A 19,503-nucleotide genomic window follows, 5' to 3' on the forward strand; every position below is an offset into this window, starting at 1 on the left:
GAGCGCCCCGTTAGATGAAAGTGGGTGACTCACGCGGGAGTTCCTCCAGTTGAATATAAAAGTAGGGTTTCTTCATCAATCTCAGCGGCGTTCAACTCTGCGACAATCCGGCCATCCCATAGCACGCAGATGCGATCGCAGAGCCCGACCAGTTCAGAGAACTCGCCTGACGCATAAATAATGCCTTTGCCCTGACGGGCGAGGTTGTCAATCAGCGTGAACAGATCTTGTTTGGCCTTGATATCCACGCCTTTGGTGGGTTCATCAAAAATCAGAACCTGTGCTTCACTGCGTAGCCACTTGCCGATGGCGACTTTTTGCTGGTTGCCCCCCGATAGGCGCGCCAGTTTTTGCGCCGGGCCGGTGGTGCGAACTGCAAGTTGTTCAACGATCTGTTTAGCCCAGCGCCATGCTTTGCCCTGGCTGAATAAGCTCCAGCGGGAAAAGCTGTCGGTGGCGGTGATGCTGAGATTCATGGTGACAGATTCATCAATAAAAATGCCTTCCTTGCGCCGTTCTTCAGGAACCAGCGCCAGACCTTGCTCGACGGAACGATGAGGGGAATGCGGCTTCCAGGGTTTACCGCGATATTCACCTTGTGCGATCTGGCAGGGTTCTGCGCCGAACAGCGCTTTACACAACTCGGTTTTCCCAGCGCCAGCCAGCCCGGCAATACCCAGAATTTCCCCTTTGCGCAGCGTGAGCGAAATATTGTGCAGCAGCGTCTCGTCGTGCAAACCGGTGACCTGAAGCAGCGTGTTGTCTGAAGGTGTGGTACGGCGCGGAGGGAAGATATCGTCAAGCCGATGCCCCAGCATTCTTTCTACAATTTCCTCGCCGCTGAGCCCCTGCATCGCGCCGCTGCTGACAAACTCACCGTCTCGCAGAACGGTCAACGTATCGCAGATTTCACTCAACTCATGGATACGGTGAGAAATAAACACGATCCCGATGCCTTCTGCCTGTAATCGGCGAACCACTTGAAAGAGACGCGCGCTTTCAGCCTGATCCAATGGGGCGGTGGGTTCATCTAAAATCAGGAAGCGACATTTGTGGGATAACGCGCGGGCGAGCAGGATTTGCTGTTTTTCAGCCAGCGAGCAGGTATCCAACCGTTGACGAACATTAAGGTGAACGCCAAGCTGATCGAGTAGCGCCTGCGCCTGACGATAGATCTGCGGCCAACTCAGCAGATGTCCCTCCTGCGCCAGCGTATCCAGCATAATGTTTTCCGCCACGGACAGCGTGGGAACCAGCGCGACATCGACTTCCTGCTGCACCAGATGAATGCCGTACTGCTTGGCATCACGCGGCGAATGGACATCGACCGTCTTACCATTAATCAGAATATCGCCTTGATAGTGATCGTAAGCACCTGACAAAATCGTCATGAGCGTGGATTTACCCGCACCATTTGCGCCAGTCAGGGCATGAATCGATCCCCCTTCCAGAGTGAAATTAACCTGCTTGAGGGCGTGGAAACCAGAAAAGGAGATGGAAATGTTGCGCATTTCCAGTCGGCTTTGGGCGGTAGAAATCATGGTCGGTAACGCTCTTGGCGATCAAGGTCATGAAATAACGGAAAAGAAAGGTAGCATATATCCCAGAGAATTTAATACAGCTTCATGTCTTTGAAAGGCGTTGGCTATGAACGAAAAAGCATAAATTAAGTAAAAAAGTTCTTAATCTGCCGTAATTAAGTGAATAAGATGGCGTTATCAATAGGGTAGCGCAGAAGATTCATCTACCAGACCAACATAAGATAAGATCCATGCTCAAAAGAGTGCGGCGAGGAATAGTCAAACATGCATACCATAACAGTTCGCGTACAGGTTGGTCCCGCCAACTATTTTTCTTTCTCTGGCGCTATCGATAAGCTGCTGGAATTTTATCCGCCAGAGGTGTTGAAAAACGCACTGTGGATCTACGGTGAGCGGGCTATCGCCGCGGCGCGACCTTATTTACCGGCCGAGTTCGATGCGCCTTCTGCCCGACGCGTTCAGTTTGGCGCGCATTGCAGCGAGGGGGAAGTCGCAAAACTGGTCGCGCAGGCGGGCGATGCATGTCAGGTCGTCATTGGCGTCGGTGGCGGTGCGGTGCTGGATACCGCGAAAGTCGCCGCGCGCCATATTGGCGTGCCGCTGGTGGCGATCCCGACCATTGCGGCAACCTGTGCGGCCTGGACGCCGCTGTCCGTCTGGTATAACGATGCCGGGCAGGCGTTGCGCTTTGAAATTTTCACCGATGCCAACCATCTGGTACTGGTTGAACCGCGGATTATGCTAGCCGCGCCGGTAGAATATCTGTTGGCTGGGGTCGGAGATACGCTGGCAAAATGGTATGAGGCCGTTGTTCTCAGCCCCCAGCCTGATACGTTGCCCCTTTCTGTCCGCCTTGGCTTACAGACTGCGCGGGATATCCGCAATGTATTGTTGCAACAAAGCGCTGCGGCATTAGAGGCCGCAAAGCGTGGCGAGTTGACGCAGGATTTTCTGGATGTGGTGGATGCGATCATTGCTGGTGGCGGGATGGTGGGCGGACTGGGTGAACGATACACCCGAGTAGCGGCGGCGCATGCGGTTCATAACGGTTTGACGGTGTTGCCGCAAACCGAACGTTTCCTGCATGGCACCAAAGTGGCTTATGGCATTCTGGTGCAGGCTGCCTTGTTGGGCGATAGCGAAACGCTGCACCAGTTGAAAGCGGCGTTTAAGGCGTTTGGTTTGCCGACATCGCTGGCTGAACTGGATGTCGATATTCATGACCGTGTTGCGCTTCAGGCCGTGATTGTCCGTACTTTGCAAACAGGGGAGTCCATTCACTATCTGCCATTGGCGTTAAATGAAGCGGTCTTGCTGGCGGCGTTTACTGCCGTTGAATTTGCTGGAAAATAAGCGTGTAGAAAGAGAAGGGCGGAGAGCATTCCCCGCCCAAAAGACTATGATTTATCTTTAAAAATCACGGCTTTTTATCTTTAAAAGCTACTGCGTTTTCTCGTAGGGGAATGAGTTTTTGATATAGCTGGCGTAGTAACGATACTTCGTTTTGCTTGCCATCAGCTCTTCATAAATCATGCGTGCTACGCCGCTGTAGAGATAGATGCTCCCATTGAGTAATTCGACTTCTAACTGACTTTTTTCTGCATCGTATCCAATTGAAAACAACTCTGTTGATGCCACTCGTTTTCTCTGCAAAATTAACCACTCCCAACGTATCAATACCGCATCCTGACGATATACCATTTTTCGAATTTTATAACCACATGTGTTATAGCCTGGAATACACCGGAGTTTAAATAGCAGAATATCGTTATTAGATCATCAATAATCAGTAAACGCTCCCAGAATTCTTGCTCCGTTGTTCATCGCCGATGAGATGATGTCTCGATCGCATCGTTAATCTTGAGCGAGAGCCTGCTGAAAACTTGGCTGGTTTTCTATTTGTTCAATGTACTGCTTGATATGTGGGTAACGGCTGAAATCCCAATCTTTTTGCGATTGCGTTCTAACACGAAAGAGAAACCGCGCTCAGAGCGTACCTGAGCGCGGTTCTCAACGAGATAAGCATAGCATTATTATGCGTACAGCTATTCGTCAAATAGATAGTTGGCGTGGAAGCGCAGGTGATCTTCAATGAAGCTGGCGATGAAGAAATAGCTGTGATCATAGCCGGACTGTGTCCGCAGCGTTAGCGGCCATGTGTACTGGCTTGCCAACTCTTCCAGTTTAGCCGGTTGTAATTGGTCGGGCAGGAACTGATCGCAATCGCCCTGATCGACCAATATTGGCAGCTTCTTCTGGCTATTTGCCAGCAAATGACAGCTGTCATACTGCAACCACTGTGTTTCGTCTTCACCGAGGTAGGCAGTGAGCGCCTTGCGCCCCCAGGGAACCTGACTGGGGTTTACGATCGGCGCGAACGCCGATGCAGACAGGAATTTCTCTGGGTTACGCAACGCCAACATTAGCGCACCGTGTCCGCCCATCGAATGCCCACTGATGGACTGACGGCTATTCACGTTAAAATGCTGCTGGATCAGCGCGGGTAATTCGCTGCTGATGTAGTCATACATCCGGTAATGTGCCGACCAGGGCGCCTGCGTGGCATTCACATAGAATCCCGCGCCTTGGCCCAGATCGTACCCAGCGTCGTCCGCTACACCCTCGCCGCGCGGGCTGGTGTCCGGCATCACCAGCACCAGACCCAGTTCAGCGGCAACGCGCTGTGCGCCAGCTTTAGTCGTGAAATTTTCGTCGTTACAGGTTAACCCAGACAGCCAGTAAAGCACGGGCGGCGGAGTGTCATCCTGTGTCGGTGGCAGATAAATGCTGAACGTCATAGCCGTGTTCAGCGTTTCTGACACATGGCGGTAGCGCTGTTGCCAGCCGCCAAACATACGGTGTTCTTCCAGCAGTTCCAGTGATGAGTTCATCGCTGTACAGCCTCCTTTTTATTTCTGACCGTAGTACAATTAGTCGTGCAATTAATCGAAATGAATCACCGTGCGAATCGATTTGCCTTCATGCATTAAATCGAATGCCGTGTTGATGTCGTCAAGCCCCATAGTGTGAGTGATGAAGTCATTCAGCGGGAATTCCCCTTTCAGGTAACGATCGACAATGCCTGGCAGTTGGCTACGGCCTTTCACACCGCCGAAAGCGGAACCGCGCCATACGCGACCCGTTACCAGTTGGAACGGACGGGTTGCGATCTCTTCGCCTGCACCAGCCACGCCGATGATGATGGATTCACCCCAGCCTTTATGACAGCACTCTAGCGCGGAACGCATAACGTTAACGTTACCGATACACTCGAAGGAGAAGTCCACGCCACCATCGGTTAGTTCAACAATGACGTCCTGAATTGGCTTATCGTAATCTTTCGGGTTGAGCAGGTCAGTGGCGCCCAGTTTGCGTGCCAGATCGAATTTGCTGGTGTTGAGATCGACACCAATAATGCGTCCGGCACCCGCCATCTGCGCGCCGATAATGGCTGACAAGCCAATACCGCCGAGGCCGAAAATCGCCACTGTATCGCCAGGTTTAACCTTTGCGGTATTCAGAACGGCACCCATGCCGGTAGTGACGCCACAGCCGAGCAGGCAAACTTCTTCCAGCGGGGCTTCTTTATTCACTTTCGCCAGTGAAATTTCAGGCACGACGGTGTGCTCGGCGAACGTGGAGGTTCCCATGTAGTGGAAGATGGGCTGGCCATTTTTGGAGAAACGCGTGGTACCGTCCGGCATCAGACCTTTACCCTGCGTAGAACGGATAGCCTGACACAGGTTAGTTTTCCCTGAACGACAGAATTTACATTCGCCACATTCTGGGGTGTAAAGCGGAATAACGTGATCGCCAACGGCAACGCTGGTTACGCCTTCTCCAATAGCTTCTACAATCCCGCCGCCTTCATGACCCAGGATTGCGGGGAACACGCCTTCAGGATCTTTGCCGGATAGCGTATAGGCATCCGTGTGGCACACGCCAGTTGCGACGATGCGCACCAACACTTCACCTTTCTGCGGTGGCATCAAATCCACTTCTTCAACCGACAGTGGTTGGTTTGGGCCCCAGGCGATGGCAGCGCGGGTTTTAATCATTTGCATGGTGATGACTCCTAATAGCATACGGTTATGGGTTGTCAGTTGCATGAGAGGATGCGATGGTTAATCACTGCATTGTCCTCTCTTGAAAATGGTCGTTTATGGCAAACGATGTGGTTCATTCCAATTGAGCGAGTGGTTCAGTAATGCTGCACTGTTCAATAATAAGCTTCTTAAGCGCTTCAACATTGGGGCCGAAGGCGTCGCGCCGCCATACCAGCCAGGTTGAGGTGGCTGCGATGTCGGGTGGTAATTCATGTACCTGAACGCGCGTGCCTGTGGGCAGCGATTCGAGGACAGTATAGGGCAACATAGCCAGACCGGCACCGCTGGCCACACAGGCAAGCATGGCGTGATATGAGTGGATTTCCATAATGGTGCCGGGGACGACGCCATCCTGGCGGAACCAGCTCTCAAGGCGTTTTCTATAGGAACAGCTGGGGCGAAAGGCAAATAGCGTATCGTGGCTGGCGTCCCGCGCATGGGCAATCGGCGCGTGTGCAGGGTCGGATATCAGCACTAATCGTTCCGTAAAACACGCACACCCATTTAGCTCATCATAGACAACAGGACCATCGACTAGCGCCGCTGCCAATGTTCCCGCTCGCACGCGCTCGATAATCTCCCCTGATGTACCGGTATTCAGCGACAGCGATACATTGGGGTAGCGCTGATGGTAAGCCGCTAATAACGTGGGCAGCCGGGTGGCCGCTGTGCTTTCCATTGAACCTAGCGCGAAATTACCAGCGGGTTCGCCAGTGCGTGTCATGCTGATCGCTTCCTCGCTGAGCGCCAGAATACGTTGTGCATAACATAAGAAGTTATGTCCAATCGGGGACAGGCGCAGGCGCTGTTTTTCACGGATAAACAGATCGGTGCCCAGTTCCAGCTCTAACTGGCGTAGCCGCGTAGTCAGATTTGAAGGTACTCGATGTAGTTGCTCTGCGGCGCGTGCGACGGAGCCTGTTTCGGCAACAAGACAGAACATGCGGAGCTGGGTCAAATCCATGATTTTCTCTTTTCGTAATGAACTATGGTTTGATTATTCATTTTTTGTGAATTGTAGCGACAAGCTACGCATTTCGCAACCGGCTTACATCATGTTGATACCAAGACAGCACAAACCTGGCGCTATGAACGTGCCTGGCATGATGAAAATGACGGACGTAATTATCATCAGGATTAATATCTGGACTGAGCGATGGAGAGAGAGAGATAAAATGATCTCGGCCTGAATTAATATCACCACAATCAATGATTACCGCGAAGAGAACATATTTTCTAAGAAATAGAGCAGAATGAAAAAATAAGAATAATCACAGAAAAATAAAATCGCATTTCCCACCGATAAAAGAGTAAGGGAGAGAAAATAAATAGATAATTAAAATAAACAGTTAAATGTATAAGTAAGTTATTGTAACCAAGCAATAGCTAAAAACTATCACTATTCTTTTTTTTGATCGCATTTGTTGATGCAAAAGCGTAAAGTGCCCACCCAAAGTGCCGATAATGATAATGAATGGTAGGAATTTCTTATCGTCCTTGTAAGGAAATGTATCTTTTTGTCATTAAAGGAAAATAACTCTAACTAATGAGAGCCTCTGCTCTTCATTAAATGACGTAACACCCGGCGTATTTCCAATTAAAAATGTGCAGCCATGTTGCAGAAAGCGCAGAGAAAAATCGCCAGATAATTTATAGGAGTCTTCTGTGAACTTTTTAAAAAATATCACCATCAGGGCAATGCTTTTAACAATATTGGGTCTGTTCCTGGTTGTATGGGGGGGCGCCTCTTTCTTTACTACCACCTCATTAAGCAACATGACCAAGTTATTGGAATCCAGTGAAACTCAGCGTAAGAACGTAGAGATGCTGGTAAAAGGCAATGACCAGTATTTTCGTACGGTTACTCGGTTGTTGCGTTCGATGGATTTCCAGCAAACGGGCGAAACAGCGGAAGCAGAAAAAGTATTTACCACAGCGACTGCTGCGTTTAAAAATACGTCAGATCAACTGACGGCGTTTAAAGCGGTTGGACATGCCGGTGTTGATAAAGAAACGGCAGACAACATGATCGCCGCGTGGACTCGACTGCTGGATACCGGGTTGACGCCGATGCTGAACGCCGCGCGTGATAATCGTCAGGAAGAGTTCCGTCAGCTTTTTCGTACTGCATACCCGCCGCTGAGCGTGGCGTTTGGCAGTAACATGGATAAATATCAGACCGCGATTATGTCATCGTCAGAGACGTCAATGAAAGAGGTCTACGGTCTGGTTGACTGGAGTAATTATATTCTGCTGGGGGCGGTAGTCCTTGGGCTGTTTATCTTGCTGTTGACGGATCGCTATCTGGTTCACTATCTGGTCAAACCGTTGGATATGATCAAAGGGTACTTCCGAGTTCTGGCTGCCGGTCAGCTTGGTCACCCGCTTGAAGAGTTTGGCCGAAACTGTGCTGGACAGCTGATTCCTTACCTGAAAGAGATGCAGGGCAGTCTGGTTAATACGGTTTCTATTATCCGCGACAGTTCAGCATCGATTCATCAAGGCTCAAGCGAAATTAAAAGTGGCAACAACGACCTGTCTGCACGTACCGAACAGCAGGCTGCCGCTCTGGAGCAAACGGCTGCCAGTATGGAAGAACTGAGTGCGACGGTGAAACAGAATGCCGATAACGTTCATCAAGCAACGAAGCTGGCGCAGGACGCCTCCGTTGCAGCGAAGAAGGGCGGCGACGTCACGGCCGATGTGATGGCGACAATGGCGAGTATTACGACCAGCTCGAAGAAAATTGCCGACATTACCAGCGTGATCAACGGCATTGCTTTCCAGACCAACATTCTGGCGCTGAATGCGGCGGTAGAAGCCGCTAGAGCCGGTGAGCAAGGTCGTGGTTTTGCGGTGGTCGCGGGTGAAGTTCGTAATCTGGCACAGCGCAGTGCTCAGGCAGCGAAAGAGATTGAAAGCCTGATTGCAGAATCGGTTCAACGCGTCAACATGGGGTCAAATCAAGTCACACAAACTGGCGAAGCGATGGATTCCATTATTTCCGCGATTACTCGTGTGAACGATCTGATGGGTGAAATCGCCTCGGCGTCGGATGAACAGAGTCGCGGTATTACCCAGATTGGTCAGGCGGTGACTGAGATGGATGGTGTTACACAGCAGAACGCCGCACTGGTACAGGAATCTGCCGCCGCCGCTGCATCGCTGGAAGATCAGGCTCGTCAGTTAACTGAAGCGGTATCGGTGTTCCAACTGTCGGGTTCAGAGGCACTTCATCGTCCTCAACCGCGTCTGGCAGAGAAAGCGCCAGCCGCGCAAAAAACGATGTTATTAGCGGCCGCAGGCGGTAAGAAGGGCAATGCTAACGACAACTGGGAAACCTTCTGATCATGTCATGACAAACGGTGTCGCGACAGTGACGGCCACAAAAATCAGGTAATTTATCGTTAAAAGCACTGGGATAATATTCTCAGTGCTTTTTTGTTTATCGCTGAATAGTCGTTTTTCTGTCCGCCTTTTTGACTCTTGTTACTGCGTACAGGCACACCCGCCACGCTTGATAACTTGAATCTATTTCAACAATCATGACATACAATCGCTGGATAATCGTGACTCTCTCAACTAGAGTGTTGACGGCGCTAGGGTCTGACCAAGACCGTGATAGTGCGATAGGCATAGTGACACCTGCAGGAGAATAATAATGTCATCACTAAGTAAAGAAGCCGTTATGGTGCACGAAGCACTGCTGGCACGCGGTCTGGAAACGCCGCTGCGCGGGGCGTTGTTGGATCGGGATACGCGTAAGCAACGTATTTCCGAGCATATGACGGAAATTATGAATTTGCTGAGCCTCGATCTGAGCGATGACAGTCTGGCTGAAACACCGACGCGTATCGCCAAAATGTACGTTGATGAAATATTCTCTGGTTTGGATTACGCCAACTTTCCCAAAATCACCATCATTGAAAACAAAATGAAGGTCGATGAAATGGTTACCGTGCGGGATATCACCCTGACCAGCACCTGTGAACACCATTTCGTGACGATCGATGGGAAAGCGACGGTCGCGTATATTCCGAAAGATGGCGTCATCGGCTTATCAAAGCTCAACCGCATCGTCCAGTTTTTCTCGCAACGCCCTCAGGTGCAGGAGCGCTTAACGCAGCAGATTTTGGTCGCGCTGCAAACGCTGTTGGGAACAAACAACGTAGCGGTGTCGATTGATGCGGTGCACTACTGTGTGAAAGCGCGTGGCATTCGTGATGCGACCAGTGCTACGACCACAACATCGCTCGGCGGACTGTTTAAATCCAGCCAGAACACGCGTCAGGAATTTTTACGCGCGGTACGCCACCATAATTAAGCCCGTTCTTATTGGCGATGATGAAGCAAAGATATGCTGTCATCGCCAAGTAGAACGTTGCCAAATCAGCAAGTCTCTTCGCTTTTTTCTTGTCTGTGCATACAATCGCTACTTCGATGATTTGAAAATGTAATTTGTATGCCTTCTCACATTATACCGTCACCTCAATCGCCGCCTTCGCGGATCGTTACGCTGGATTTTGCCCGCGGCGTCGCCATTCTGGGTATTTTACTGCTGAATATTACAGCGTTCGGTTTACCGCATGCGGCATACCTCAACCCAGCCTGGCAGGGACAAGCCACGTTATCTGATGCGTTAACGTGGGCTGTTATGGATCTGCTTGCACAGGCAAAGTTTCTCACGCTGTTTTCCCTTCTGTTTGGTGCGAGCTTACAACTGCTGTTGTCGCGGGGGAAACAGTGGATACATGCACGGCTGTTCTGGCTGATGATCATCGGGTTAATTCATGCCATTTTCCTGTGGGATGGGGACATTTTGCTCGACTATGCGCTGATTGGGCTGGTGTGTTACGGCATGATACGTCATGCGGAAAGCAGTCAGTTGCTAATGCGTACGGGGGCGGTTCTGTATCTGGTGGGGATCGGCGTGCTGTTTGTGCTGAGCCAAATTTTGAGCCTGCAACCGGGACGGTTCTGGCTGCCAGGCATGGCGGATATCGCCTATGAGACGTATTGGCGGGCGTTAGGTGGATCGGAAGCGTGGAGTAATCGCGTCGATCTGCTCACGGAAAGCCTATTGTCGCTGGGCGTACAGTATGGCTGGCTGCTGGCGGGTTCCATGTTGTTGGGGGCTGGGTTGATGCGCAGTGGTTGGCTGAAAGGCGAATTCAGCACGGCACATTACAGGAAGGTGGCACTGTGGCTGATTCCGCTGGGCGTGGCGATTAACAGCATTGGGGTAGTAGGGCAATGGCTGGTGGACTGGGAGTATCGCTGGAGTGGCCTGTTATTGCAGATTCCGCGTGAACTGAGTTCACCCTTGCAGGCGATTGGGTATCTGGCATTGTGCTACGGCTTTTGGGCCAGGCTGTGCCAATGGCGAATCACGTATTGGATCACGGATGTCGGGCGTATGGCGTTAACCAACTATTTACTGCAAACGCTGATTTGTGTGGTGTTGTTTAACCAATTTGGCCTGTTTATGGCCTTCAGTCGCCTGCAACTGCTGGCATTGGTTCCCGCTATCTGGATCGTTAATGTCGTCTTTTCCCACTACTGGCTACGTTATTTCCGCCAAGGGCCGCTTGAATGGTTATGGCGTAAACTCACCAATACAATAGGGAAAACGGCGTAGGGAATACGTTACTGTGTGGTTTTCTCGTTCTGCTGCTTAGGGGTTGGCGCTGTTCTCATCAGTTGGTCAGGTTTAGCCTGACTAACTGGTGGAGTGACTACCTGTTCCGGCAAAACGGCAGGATAATCTGGCGCATCCTCTGGGATGGTATGCTCGGCGGGAATCGGCACCTGTGGTCCTAAAAAGCGCGGCTCGCGTTTGAGGATATACAGATCGAACAGCGCCCCCAAACGAGCACCAAACTCACGCACCCGCACCGTCATCATATTTTTGGGGGAAGGCACGGCGTAACATTGTGCCTGAATGCCGAGGTGCAGCGCGATGAAGAGTGCACGCTCGCAGTGAAAACGCTGAGTGATGATGGTGAAATCGTTGGTATCAAACACCTTGCGCGTTCTGACGATGGAGTCCAGCGTGCGGAACCCCGCGTAATCCAGCACGATATCTGAAGGCGGAACGCCCGCAGAGATCAAATCGCGGCGCATCGTCATCGGTTCATTGTAACTTTGCAGCGCGTTATCACCGCTTAATAACAGATAGCTGACCTTACCGCTGTTATAAGCGTTAATTGTCCCTTGCATGCGGAACAGGTAATACTGATTGATCACGCCAGTACGGTAGTATTTTGCTGTCCCCAATACGACGCCGACCTGACGCTTTGGCAACGTCTGAAGTTCATCATAAATGAAAGGCGCGGTTTTCCAACTGATCCAGCGATCGAGCGCAAAAGCAGAGAGCAGCAGCACGCCAATGAGGGCTAACAAACCGAATGTCAGGCGTTTCCACATGCTTATGCCTCGGGTAAGGCGAATAGACTTATCATGTCCCAAGGCTACTTTACCTGACTGGGGGACGCAAGACGCAGGCGAGAAACGGGCGATTTATTGATTGAATTTTCAGCGTTCGGAGGGAGGGGGTGTAAAACTAAAACGCCAGCCTTTCGGGTAGAAAAACTGGCGTGATGGGGGCTTAAACCCGGCTACCCCACAGATCGTATTCGTCTGCGTGCTCGATTTTCACTTTGACGATGTCACCGACTTTCACGCCAGTTTCGCCGTTCAGGTAAACGGCACCGTCAATTTCAGGGGCATCGGCCATGCTACGGCCAATGGCACCTTCTTCATCGATTTCATCGATCAGCACCAGCACGTCACGACCAATTTTGTCCTGCAAACGCTGGGTGGAAATCGCCTGCTGCAATTGCATGAAGCGGTGGAAACGTTCTTCTTTAACCTCTTCCGGTACCTGATCGGGAAATGCATTTGCCGAAGCACCGTCGACTGGGCTGAATTTGAAACAGCCCACGCGATCAAGTTTGGCTTCTTTCAGGAAATCGAGCAGCATCTGGAAATCTTCTTCCGTTTCGCCGGGGAAGCCGACAATAAAGGTTGAACGCAGCGTTAAGTCTGGGCAAATTTCGCGCCAGCGTTTAATGCGCTCCAACGTTCTTTCTACCGCACCGGGACGCTTCATCAGCTTGAGGATTTTCGGGCTAGCGTGCTGGAGCGGAATATCCAGATAAGGCAGGATTTTGCCTTCAGCCATTAGCGGGATCACATCGTCTACGTGCGGGTAAGGGTAGACGTAATGCAGACGCACCCACACGCCTAGCGACGCCAGTTGTTCACACAGGCTGACCATACTGGTTTTGACCGGTTGTCCGTTCCAAAAGCCAGTGCGTTGCTTCACATCTGCGCCGTATGCCGACGTATCCTGAGAAATCACCAGCAGTTCTTTTACGCCAGCATCAACCAGACGTTTCGCTTCATCCAGTACCGAACCGATTGGACGGCTATCGAGATCGCCACGCATGGAAGGGATGATGCAGAACGTACAGCGGTGGTTACAGCCTTCTGAAATTTTCAGATAGGCGTAATGGCGCGGCGTGAGTTTTACGCCCTGCTCGGGAACCAGGCTGGTAAACGGATTGTGCGTCGGTTTTGGGACATATTGATGCACGTGCGACAGCACTTGCTCGTAGCTATGCGGGCCGGTAATTTCCAGAACTTTGGGATGCACTTCGCGTATTTGGTTTTCTTTGGCACCCAGACAGCCCGTCACGATGACTTTGCCGTTTTCATTCAGTGCTTCGCCGATGGCTTCCAGCGACTCTTGTACGGCGCTGTCAATAAAACCACAGGTATTGACGATCACCAGTTCAGCGTCGTCATAACGTGGCACGACCTGATAACCTTCAGTACGCAGTTCGGTCAGAATCCTCTCGGAGTCGACGAGGTTTTTCGGGCAACCGAGGGAAACAAAGCCGATACGTGGTTGTTGCATATTATTCGCTCACAAAATAAACAGAAAATAAAAACCGGAGGATTCTACACCATAGTTGATTGTCCTTACAGTCAGTGGTGTAAAACTCAGCATTTTATCGCTGTGGCGAGGGTGTTTCTTGGAAGGGGCTTCGCAAAGCGGCGCTAAATAGCAAATGTGCACAGAACGTTATGGTATACTTTTTCATCATTACCATGAGTCAGGAGGCATGATGGCGCAACGAATTAAAATCGTGCGGAAGCATCAGCGCAAAAGCAAGATTGATGATAACAGAACCTTAATGCAGATCGGTGCCCGTGCTTCGAAGCTGGCGATTAAAGAAGCATTGGATTCTGGTGTATCCATCGCTTATATCAAGGATGGGCGATTGGTCAGTCAGGCTCCTGATGGCACGCTCTCAGAAATTAAACCCGTGGACGGCCAACCCCCTCTCAAACTCAGGGAACTACTTTGCCGAGCTTGAGGTTAGTTGCAGGTCCAAATGGGTCGGGCAAAACAACGTTGACTAAAGAACTGAGAGAGACGTATGCGGTTCCTCTAGGGCAGTACCTTAACCCCGATGATATTGCAAAGCATATTGATTTACCTGCGTTGCTGGGGGCGATGGTCGATAAAGCGTGGTTGTCTGATGAATCAGCTGCCAGGCTAGCACAGCGCATTTCTCTTGGTCTGAGAGAGGACTGGATTCGCGATCGGCTTTCTTTTACCTATGAGTCCGTGATGAGTCACGAAAGTCATCTCGATTTTGTAAAGTCGGCAAGAGAAAGCGGTTATAAGCCTTATCTTTATTATGTTTGTACGTCAGATCCAGACCTCAATGAGGAACGGATAGCTCGGCGTGTTGAATTAGGCGGGCATAGCGTACCAAAGGAAAAGGTCTTCGGGCGTTATCAGCGTAGCTTGATGTATCTTTCTGGGATGGTTCGACTCTGCCATCGTGCTTATTTTTTCGATAATTCAACGACGAGGCTGACGTTTCTTGGCGAGGTTACGCCGGATGGCTTTCTTGATATTGTCGAAGCGTCGTTTGATAACGTGCAGCCTATGTGGTTGTACAAAAATGTGATGACATCGTGGGATGAAAACAAAATCAGGATGATTCAGCCGAGATAATCTCACTTATTCATTTCCTCCATTCTGGCTTCTCTGAATTTCTTCAATAAATGTAAACCTTGCCCCGTTTTTTTGCACAAACATCGCCTGCCACCTAAATTTACAGGACTTTTGTTGGATGGAGACAACGCTATGCCCTCTTGCCTAATGCCTCGCAATTCTGTTTCACGCTCTGTGTTACAACGATTTTCTGCTGCGTCACACGGGTTGCTGCTTAGCGCAACGTTGCTGTTTTCCAGCCAGCTATTAGCAGCGGAACCAAAGGTGACGGAATTACAGGATAAGCTGGATCACCCGTGGTCATTAGCGTTTTTGCCGGAAGAGCAGGGGATTCTGATTACGGAACGCGCCGGAAACTTACGCTTATGGAAAGCGGGTAGCGCACTATCTGCGCCGATAACGGGTGTACCGAAGGTTTTCGCCAAATCACAGGGCGGATTGCTAGAAGTCGCGCTATCACCGGATTTTGCGCAGAATCGGCGCATTTACCTGAGCTTTGCCGAAGAGGGGAGCGAGGGTAAAGCGGGAACCGCTGTCGGATATGGCAAACTGTCCGAAGATAATAAACGATTAGACAATTTCACGGTCTTCTTCCGTCAGGAACCGAAGCTGTCGACGGGAAACCACTTCGGCGGCAAGCTGGCCTTTGATCGACAAGGGCATCTGTTTATCGCGCTGGGGGAAAACAACGAGCGACCGACCGCACAGGATCTGGATAAATTGCAGGGCAAAATTGTTCGTCTGACCGCAGAGGGTAAGGTGCCATCCGATAACCCGTTTGTGAATACGCCTAACGCACGGCCGGAAATCTGGTCTTACGGGCACCGTAACCCGCAGGGATTGGCGATGAATCCGTGGTCGGGCGTGCTGTGGGAAAATGAGCATGGCCCGAAAGGTGGCGATGAAATCAACCTCCCTAAAGCGGGCGAAAATTACGGCTGGCCGATTGCAACACACGGCATTAACTATTCTGGGTTGAAGATTCCAGAAGCGAAAGGAAAAGAGATCGCTGGGATGGTGAACCCCGATTTTTACTGGGAAAAATCACCGGGAATCAGCGGAATGGCGTTCTATAACAGCGATCGTTTTCCGCAGTGGAAGCATTCAGTTTTCATCGGTGCTTTGGCGGAGAAAAACCTGATTCGCCTGACGCTTGAAGGTGGCAAGGTAGCCTCACAGGAGCGTTTGTTGGGCGATCGCGGTGAACGTATCCGTGACGTAAGGCTGGGGCCGGGCGGTTACCTCTATTTGCTGACCGATCACGACAATGGCAAATTGCTGAAAGTCGGGCTGGAGTAAGAAATCAGGCACCTTACGGTGCCTGTATTCACTTAAGACAGTGGAATCATGACGTGTTTCTGATAAGCCGGACGCTCGGTGAGTTGCTGATACCAGCGTTCCAGATGAGGATGTGCCTGCCGTTCAATCGGCATATTCAGCCAGCCGTAGACAACGCAGCCTAACGGAATATCGCCAACGCCAAACCGATCGCCGGATAGCCATTGTTGATTAGCCAGAACAGTATCGACAATACCAAACAACCGTTCGCATTCAACGATACCTTTCTGTACCAACGCCATATCGCGTTTTTCTGGCGCGACGCGCACCATATTAATGAATACGGGTCCGAAAGAAGCCGCAAGCGAGCTTGTCCAGTCCATCCATTTTTCGGCACCTGCTCGCTTGCCTGCATCGGCAAAATACAGCGAATCCTGACCGTACTGCGCCGCCAAATAACGCACGATGGTGTTCGATTCCCACAGCACCAGATCGTTGTCCTGCAAGCAGGGGATAAGGCCATTAGGGTTCATCGCCAGATAATCGGCATCATGGTTACGACCAAATTGTCCGCCAGCCGCGACATGTTGATAAGGCAGCGCAAGTTCTTCCGCACACCACAAGACCTTCTTTACGTTGGTCGAATTATCACGACCCCAAATCGTTACCATATTTACCCCTTTCTTCGTTAAGTCATGCACGGTTATCCGCGACAGCCGATGAGAAATAATGATATGCCTTTTTAGTCTTTATGATTTAACTTGTCATTCTTAATAATGACAGAAAGTTACATTCAGACAGGAAAGTTACACAATGAAATTAACGCATTCTGTTCGTGCTGCACTGGGTATTACCCTACTTGCCGCGGGTATGCAATTGGCGATAGCTAACAGCGATCCGCAGACGATCACGTTTGGCGTGGCACCCGGTCCCTATGGTGACATGGTGAATCTGGCGATCAAACCTGAGCTGGTGAAAAAAGGCTACAAGGTTGTGGTGCGTGAATTCAGCGATTACGTTCAACCTAACCTGGCGCTGGCCAACGGTAGCATCGATGCCAACCTTTTCCAGCATACACTCTATTTAGAAAAATTTGCCGCCGATAAAGGGTTAAAAATTTCCCCACTGATTATCGTACCGACGGCCAGCATGGGCTTCTATTCGAAGAAGATCAAATCGCTGGATGAGCTGAAAAAAGGAGACGTGGTTACGCTCTCTAATGACGCCACCAACCTGGCGCGCGGTCTGCGTTTCCTGCAATCGATGGGGTTGATTACCATTAAGGCCGATATCGATCCGACCAAAGCGTCTGAGAAAGATATTCTTGAAAACCCGCGCGGGTTAGTGTTCAAAGCGATGGAAGCGGCACAGTTGCCACGTACGCTGGATAGCGTGACGGCATCGTTGGTGAACGGTAATTTCGCCGTAGCGTCCGGCCTGAAACTCTCCTCAGCTATCAAGCTGGAAACGCTGGATGAAAACCTGAAGAATGTCATTGCTGTGCGTACTGACGATCTCGATAAGCCATTTGTTAAAGATACCAAAGCGATTGTGGAATCACCTGCGTATGCTGCGGTGATTAACGATCCGGCATTGATATATAGTCAGTTCCAAAAACCTGAGTGGATGCAGGCAACAACGCCAGCGCCCGCACAGTAAGCACTACGCTGTACCGCATACCATTGGGCCGGTCTATGACCGGCTTTCTTCGTTCCGCTCAGGCCAGGAGTTTGCGGATAATGATTCAGTTAGAAGGCGTAAGTGTTGATTTCTCACACGGGAAGCAGCCAGAAAATCGCGCGGTAGATAATGTATCACTACACATTCAGCGCGGAGATATTTACGGTATTGTCGGCACCAGCGGCGCGGGGAAAAGTACCCTGCTGCGAACCATCAATCTCCTGCAGCGTCCGACGTCAGGGCGTGTGCGCGTCAACGATGTGCTCATTAGCGAATTAGCCGGACAACCGTTGCGGGAACAGCGGCAAAAAATTGGCATGATCTTTCAGCATTTCAATTTGATGCAGACGCGTACCGTGACAGAAAATGTCGCGTTCAGTCTGAAAGCCGCCGGGAAATCCAATGCAGAAATTGCTGTGCGCGTGCCGGAAATTCTGAAGCTGGTCGGGCTGTTGGATAAAGCGTCATCGTATCCGGCGCAGCTCAGCGGTGGTCAGAAACAGCGTGTGGGTATCGCCAGAGCGATTGCCAACGATCCCGAAGTATTGCTGTGTGATGAGCCAACCTCGGCGCTTGATTTGGAAACGTCAGCCGCGATTTTGGCGTTACTGAAAGAGATTAATGAGAAACTGGGTATTACCATCGTGCTGATTTCTCATGAGATGAGCGTAATTAAGGCGGTCTGCGATCGGGTAGCGGTGATGACGGGCGGTCGGGTTGTGGAAGAAGGCGATGTGTTCGATATCTTCGCTACGCCGCAGCACGCCTTTACGCGTCAGCTGGTGTCTCATACGCTGGATCTCGCGTTGCCGCCGCGTTTGCTGGTGGATTTGCAGGGCACATTATTGAAGATTCTGTTCGTTGGTGAATCGGCGGAGCAGCCTGTGCTGTCGGACGTTGCGACGCGTTTCGGCGTATCCGTCAATATCCTGCACGGTAAGATCGAATACATCGGTAACCGTGCGCTAGGCATACTGGTTGCGCTATTGACTCATCCTTCTGACCCCGAAAAAGTGACGGAAGCGGTAGAACATATTCAGGGAAGAACGGCGAATGTGGAGGTGTTACATGGCTGATTTATGGATCGATCTGGTCGCAGCATTCGGTGAAACATTCCAGATGGTAGGGATCTCCACGCTGTTTGCCGTGATCGGGGGGTTACCGTTGGGGCTGCTGATTTATGTTACGGATAAGAATCTGTTCTGGCAAAACCGCGTCGTCTATCTGTTTGGTACGGTGTTGGTGAATATCATTCGTTCTATTCCCTTCGTTATTCTGCTGGTGCTGCTGTTACCGCTTACACAGATTTTGTTGGGCAATACGATTGGTCCAGTGGCTGCGGCAGTGCCGATGTCTGTCGCGGCGATCGCATTTTATGCTCGTCTGGTAGATAGCGCATTGCGTGAAATTGATCCCGGCATCGTGGAAGCGGCTGAAGCGTTCGGTGCCAGCCCTATGCGTATTATCGGCACGGTGCTGTTGCCAGAGGCAAAAGCAGGGCTATTGCGTGGTCTGACGATTACGCTGGTGAGCCTCATCGGTTATTCGGCAATGGCGGGTATTGTCGGCGGCGGTGGCGTGGGTGACTTGGCGATCCGCTTCGGTTATTACCGTTATGAAACCGAGGTAATGGTGATTACTGTCATTGCGTTGGTTATTCTGGTGCAGGTGGTACAGACATTAGGTGACTGGCTGTCAAAGCGTGCCGATAAGCGCGAACGCCGCTGAGGGTATTTTCATGCGAGGCACGAGGAAAGGTTGAACAGCGATAGCTTCTCGTGCCATTTGCTATTTTTTTGATGGTTTTGCTGCCTGCATTTTCAGATATTCCTTACTTTTTCCTAAGTCCCTTTTTTATCTGCAT

18 protein-coding genes are annotated in these 19,503 nt (G+C 50.9%); 10 read left to right on the forward strand and 8 right to left on the reverse strand.

Features of this window, described 5'->3' with window-relative positions; genetic code table 11:
• Positions 1-29 precede the first annotated feature (29 nt).
• Complete coding sequence (locus tag AACH44_RS08475; RefSeq protein WP_261849143.1) at positions 30-1,541, reverse strand: sugar ABC transporter ATP-binding protein; 1,512 nt, start codon at positions 1,539-1,541, stop codon at positions 30-32.
• A gap of 264 nt (positions 1,542-1,805) precedes the next feature.
• Here AACH44_RS08475 and AACH44_RS08480 point away from each other — a divergent pair, with 264 nt between their 5' ends.
• Complete coding sequence (locus AACH44_RS08480) at positions 1,806-2,894, forward strand: oxidoreductase (RefSeq protein WP_338659563.1); 1,089 nt, start codon at positions 1,806-1,808, stop codon at positions 2,892-2,894.
• Positions 2,895-2,981: 87 nt separating this feature from the next.
• Here the strand turns inward: AACH44_RS08480 and AACH44_RS08485 are convergent, their stop codons facing one another.
• The 4 genes from AACH44_RS08485 to ptrR form a co-directional block, all read right to left on the reverse strand.
• Positions 2,982-3,194 carry a KTSC domain-containing protein gene (locus AACH44_RS08485; protein WP_261849145.1) on the reverse strand — a complete coding sequence of 71 codons (213 nt, stop codon included), beginning with the start codon at positions 3,192-3,194 and terminating at the stop codon, positions 2,982-2,984.
• A gap of 392 nt (positions 3,195-3,586) precedes the next feature.
• A complete protein-coding gene (gene fghA / locus AACH44_RS08490; protein ID WP_338659564.1) occupies positions 3,587-4,432 on the reverse strand; it encodes an S-formylglutathione hydrolase in 846 nt (281 codons plus the stop codon).
• Positions 4,433-4,483: 51 nt separating this feature from the next.
• Positions 4,484-5,605, reverse strand: coding sequence for an S-(hydroxymethyl)glutathione dehydrogenase/class III alcohol dehydrogenase (locus AACH44_RS08495; protein ID WP_261849146.1), 1,122 nt, complete (start codon positions 5,603-5,605; stop codon positions 4,484-4,486).
• A gap of 115 nt (positions 5,606-5,720) precedes the next feature.
• Positions 5,721-6,611 (reverse strand): putrescine utilization regulator PtrR, encoded by an 891-nt coding sequence (ptrR, locus tag AACH44_RS08500; protein ID WP_261849147.1) that lies wholly within the window; start codon positions 6,609-6,611, stop codon positions 5,721-5,723.
• 701 nt (positions 6,612-7,312) lie between these two features.
• Between ptrR and AACH44_RS08505 the strand changes: the two genes are divergently transcribed.
• The 3 genes from AACH44_RS08505 (at position 7,313) to yeiB (ending at position 11,285) form a co-directional block, all read left to right on the forward strand.
• Positions 7,313-8,995: a methyl-accepting chemotaxis protein gene (locus AACH44_RS08505; protein ID WP_261849148.1), complete on the forward strand. Its 1,683-nt coding sequence runs from the start codon at positions 7,313-7,315 to the stop codon at positions 8,993-8,995.
• Positions 8,996-9,308: 313 nt separating this feature from the next.
• On the forward strand, positions 9,309-9,971 hold the full coding sequence (gene folE, locus AACH44_RS08510) for a GTP cyclohydrolase I FolE (protein ID WP_261849149.1): 663 nt from the start codon (positions 9,309-9,311) through the stop codon (positions 9,969-9,971).
• 138 nt (positions 9,972-10,109) lie between these two features.
• Positions 10,110-11,285, forward strand: a complete 1,176-nt coding sequence (gene yeiB, locus AACH44_RS08515; protein ID WP_261849150.1) for a DUF418 domain-containing protein YeiB — start codon at positions 10,110-10,112, stop codon at positions 11,283-11,285.
• 8 nt (positions 11,286-11,293) lie between these two features.
• On the opposite strand, the gene sanA is transcribed toward yeiB, so the two are convergent.
• Entirely contained in the window at positions 11,294-12,073 is a 780-nt protein-coding gene (gene sanA / locus AACH44_RS08520; protein WP_261849151.1) for an outer membrane permeability protein SanA, read from the reverse strand.
• 181 nt (positions 12,074-12,254) lie between these two features.
• Positions 12,255-13,568, reverse strand: coding sequence for a 30S ribosomal protein S12 methylthiotransferase RimO (rimO, locus tag AACH44_RS08525; RefSeq protein ID WP_261849152.1), 1,314 nt, complete (start codon positions 13,566-13,568; stop codon positions 12,255-12,257).
• A gap of 208 nt (positions 13,569-13,776) precedes the next feature.
• On the opposite strand from rimO, the gene AACH44_RS08530 reads away from it, so the two are divergent.
• From AACH44_RS08530 to AACH44_RS08540, 3 genes are all read left to right on the forward strand, one after another.
• Complete coding sequence (locus AACH44_RS08530) at positions 13,777-14,031, forward strand: hypothetical protein (protein ID WP_261849153.1); 255 nt, start codon at positions 13,777-13,779, stop codon at positions 14,029-14,031.
• A 38-nt stretch (positions 14,032-14,069) separates the two neighbouring features.
• Entirely contained in the window at positions 14,070-14,681 is a 612-nt protein-coding gene (locus AACH44_RS08535) for a hypothetical protein (RefSeq protein ID WP_338659565.1), read from the forward strand.
• A gap of 132 nt (positions 14,682-14,813) precedes the next feature.
• Positions 14,814-15,980, forward strand: coding sequence for a PQQ-dependent sugar dehydrogenase (locus AACH44_RS08540; RefSeq protein WP_261849154.1), 1,167 nt, complete (start codon positions 14,814-14,816; stop codon positions 15,978-15,980).
• A gap of 32 nt (positions 15,981-16,012) precedes the next feature.
• On the opposite strand, the gene AACH44_RS08545 is transcribed toward AACH44_RS08540, so the two are convergent.
• The gene (locus tag AACH44_RS08545) at positions 16,013-16,630 is read right to left on the reverse strand and encodes a glutathione S-transferase family protein (RefSeq protein ID WP_261849155.1); all 618 of its coding nucleotides are present in this window, start codon (positions 16,628-16,630) and stop codon (positions 16,013-16,015) included.
• Between the two features lie 142 nt (positions 16,631-16,772).
• Here AACH44_RS08545 and AACH44_RS08550 point away from each other — a divergent pair, with 142 nt between their 5' ends.
• The 3 genes from AACH44_RS08550 to AACH44_RS08560 all read left to right on the forward strand — a co-directional run bounded on the left by AACH44_RS08550 (position 16,773) and on the right by AACH44_RS08560 (position 19,367).
• Positions 16,773-17,618: a MetQ/NlpA family ABC transporter substrate-binding protein gene (locus AACH44_RS08550; RefSeq protein ID WP_261849156.1), complete on the forward strand. Its 846-nt coding sequence runs from the start codon at positions 16,773-16,775 to the stop codon at positions 17,616-17,618.
• Between the two features lie 80 nt (positions 17,619-17,698).
• Positions 17,699-18,715, forward strand: a complete 1,017-nt coding sequence (locus AACH44_RS08555; protein ID WP_261849157.1) for a methionine ABC transporter ATP-binding protein — start codon at positions 17,699-17,701, stop codon at positions 18,713-18,715.
• Complete coding sequence (locus AACH44_RS08560) at positions 18,708-19,367, forward strand: methionine ABC transporter permease (protein WP_261849158.1); 660 nt, start codon at positions 18,708-18,710, stop codon at positions 19,365-19,367. Before AACH44_RS08555 ends, AACH44_RS08560 begins: the two co-directional genes overlap by 8 nt.
• Positions 19,368-19,503: the final 136 nt, after the last annotated feature.

This window comes from Pectobacterium araliae (assembly GCF_037076465.1).
Lineage (GTDB): Bacteria > Pseudomonadota > Gammaproteobacteria > Enterobacterales > Enterobacteriaceae > Pectobacterium > Pectobacterium araliae.